The 2,824-nt window shown below is 36.3% G+C and carries 3 protein-coding genes; 1 reads left to right on the forward strand and 2 read right to left on the reverse strand.

Annotation, left to right across the window (positions count from 1 at the left end):
• Positions 1-226: 226 nt before the first annotated feature.
• Complete coding sequence (locus AACU98_RS14830; protein ID WP_004244914.1) at positions 227-565, reverse strand: carboxymuconolactone decarboxylase family protein; 339 nt, start codon at positions 563-565, stop codon at positions 227-229.
• A 131-nt stretch (positions 566-696) separates the two neighbouring features.
• Between AACU98_RS14830 and AACU98_RS14835 the strand changes: the two genes are divergently transcribed.
• A complete protein-coding gene (locus AACU98_RS14835; RefSeq protein ID WP_036894309.1) occupies positions 697-1,080 on the forward strand; it encodes a DnaJ family domain-containing protein in 384 nt (127 codons plus the stop codon).
• Positions 1,081-1,119: 39 nt separating this feature from the next.
• Here the strand turns inward: AACU98_RS14835 and AACU98_RS14840 are convergent, their stop codons facing one another.
• Positions 1,120-2,694: an AbgT family transporter gene (locus AACU98_RS14840; RefSeq protein WP_004244916.1), complete on the reverse strand. Its 1,575-nt coding sequence runs from the start codon at positions 2,692-2,694 to the stop codon at positions 1,120-1,122.
• Positions 2,695-2,824 lie beyond the last annotated feature (130 nt).

The raw sequence follows: 2,824 nt of genomic DNA on the forward strand, positions 1-2,824 counted from the left end.
ATCAAATTGTTATCTTTTATTTTTTTACGTAAAAATACTCACAATTCCTTTATGTTTTTATAAAAAAAGGTTATCAATAATAATTTCCTTTTGGCATTTCACGAATATAACTAATACCATTAGTAATCATTAAGAAAAACTAAAATATAAGTGAGCCACTATAAGCTTTAAAACCCAAAAAGCCAGCAATATGCTGGCTATAATGATAACTAAATTTTATTAAATACTATTGACTAAATTCTTTAAAAGCACCCATGGTATTGGACGCATACATCACAGAAGGGCCCCCTCCCATATAAATCGCGACGCCCAATGCTTCTGCAAGCTCCTGCTCTGTCGTCCCTAATTCAACTAGGGTTTTAGTATGAAAACCTATACAACCATCGCAACGATTAGCAACAGCAATGGCAATAGCAATCAGCTCTTTGGTTTTAGCATCGAGCACACCATCTTTAGAGCTTGCTTTGGTGGTACTCATAAATGACTTCATAACTTCAGGAATATTTTTAGATAATGCCCCCATATTCCCCGAGATGTCTGTTACTATTTCTTGGTACTTGCTCATTTTACTCTCCCTATAACAATATATAATTTTATATAATATAAAAACATAATATCATTTTATGTGATTTGATCAAGTGAAATTAAGTTTGTTATTTTATTGATTACATTAGTCATTAATGTTGAGGCTGAATAATGTCAATTCTTGATGAATGGGCGGAGCGCCACATTGAAAAGGCGTTGAAAAATGGTGAACTCTCTTCTTTGCCAGGAGAAGGTAAACCCTTGGTATTAGATGATAACAGTCATGTTCCTGAGTCTTTGCGGGCTAGTTATCATTTGCTTAAGAATGCCGGCTTTTTGCCCCCAGAAATGCAAGATAGAAAAGATGCATTATCTTTAGCCGAAATATTAAGTTCACTTTCAGAAACTGGCATCAAAGATGAACAGTTACAAAAAAAACTCACTTTACTCGAATTAAAATTACAACAGGCAGGAATGGACACACAGTTTCTACATACGGACTATGCAACCCAATTAACAGAAAAGTTAGCAACACATAAAGATAAACACAAATAAGCCTATACATCCTTGTATAAGCTTATCTAAAGAATAATATTATCCCGCATGCGGTGAATAATAAATTGGCGATCCAGGCCCTACAGGTAAGTGGAAAACAAATACCCAAAGGTAGAATAACAGTGACCAACCAATTAAGAAGATAATAGAATATGGCAACATCATCGAGATCATAGTTCCAATACCCGTATCTTTCTTATATTTTGTGGCAACCGCTAAGATTAAACCAAAGTAACTCATCATTGGCGTAATAATATTCGTCACCGAATCACCTATACGATAAGCTGCTTGAATAGTTTCTGGCGCATAACCTGCCAGCATTAACATAGGAACAAAAATAGGCGCCGTTACTGCCCATTGCGCGGAAGCTGAACCAATCATTAAATTGATAAAGGCGCAAATTAAAATAAAGCCCAAAAATAGCAACCCACTTGGCATATCAATACTATTAAGTAAAGCCGCACCTTTAACAGCGATCACTTGCCCTATATTTGTCCAGCCAAAAAAAGCCACAAATTGAGCAGCAAAGAAAATAATTACTAAATAAAGACCTAATGTGCTCATAGAGTTTGCCATGGCATCGACAATATCTTTATCTGAACGCATAGTCTTAGCTATCCAACCATAAACAATACCGGGGATAGCAAAAAATAAGAAAATAAATACAACAATGGATTTTAAGAATGGTGAGTTACCAATTAAACCTGTTTCTTGGTTTCTTAATATGCCATTTTCAGGTACGACAGTGAATGCCAGAATGATGGCCATCACAATAAATGTTCCTGTTGCTGCCCATAGTGCTTTTTTCTCAAGAGGGGTAACTTGCGCAGCATTTTTTAGATCAGTTTCTTCATCATCTAATTCATTACCATTATAAGGCCCTAACTGAGGCTCAACGATTTTTTCTGTGATGATGTAGCCTAAAAATGTAATTAAAAAGGTGCTGACAAACATAAAGTACCAGTTTGCTTCCGCACCAACAATATAGCTTGGGTCAATAATGCGTGCTGCTTGTTGTGTAATACCTGATAATAATGGATCGATAGTCCCTAACAGTAAGTTAGCTGAATATCCGCCAGATACTCCCGCAAACGCAGCAGCAATCCCCGCTAATGGATGACGACCTAGCGAATGGAAAATAATTGCCGATAGCGGGATCAAGACAACATATCCTAATTCAGCTGCAGTATTTGACATAATACCTGCAAATACAATGGCTAATGTGGTCATTTTGCGTGGAGCTTTCATAACCACTAAACGCATAACGGCTGATAATAATCCCGCTCGTTCAGCTATTCCGACACCGAGTAAAGCCACCAGTACGGTTCCTAAAGGAGCAAACCCTGTAAAATTGGTAACAATATTAGCAAGAATACGTCGTATACCATCAGCATCAAGTAAACTGATAATATGAATATAACCATCTTCAGCGCGCCCTTTAGCGCCTTCTGGTCGTGGATCTTGTACTGTAACGCCGAAGTATTCACCAACCGCTGAAGATACAAGTAAAATAGCAATTAAAATAATAAATAAAATAACGGGATGGGGGAGTGCATTTCCAAGCCATTCCACTGTGCGTAGAAAACGACTTCCTCCCTGTTTTTTTGTTTGCATGATTTATCCTTTTTATAAAAAAAACAGAAAATGCACAGTACACAACCAAATTTGTTTTTACTATCCGTAAATACCTATCATATAAATGATATTATCTAAAATTAACACTCAAACAATGAAAAAAAATATA

It is taken from the genome of Proteus sp. G4380, from assembly GCF_963885725.1.
GTDB lineage: Bacteria > Pseudomonadota > Gammaproteobacteria > Enterobacterales > Enterobacteriaceae > Proteus > Proteus mirabilis.

What these genes read in the sequence shown, in the direction of transcription:
- AACU98_RS14830 (WP_004244914.1), bottom strand. Translation starts at nt 565, where the DNA reads ATGAGCAAGTACCAAGAAATAGTAACAGACATCTCGGGGAATATGGGG.
- AACU98_RS14835 (WP_036894309.1), top strand. Translation starts at nt 697, where the DNA reads ATGTCAATTCTTGATGAATGGGCGGAGCGCCACATTGAAAAGGCGTTG.
- AACU98_RS14840 (WP_004244916.1), bottom strand. Translation starts at nt 2,694, where the DNA reads ATGCAAACAAAAAAACAGGGAGGAAGTCGTTTTCTACGCACAGTGGAA.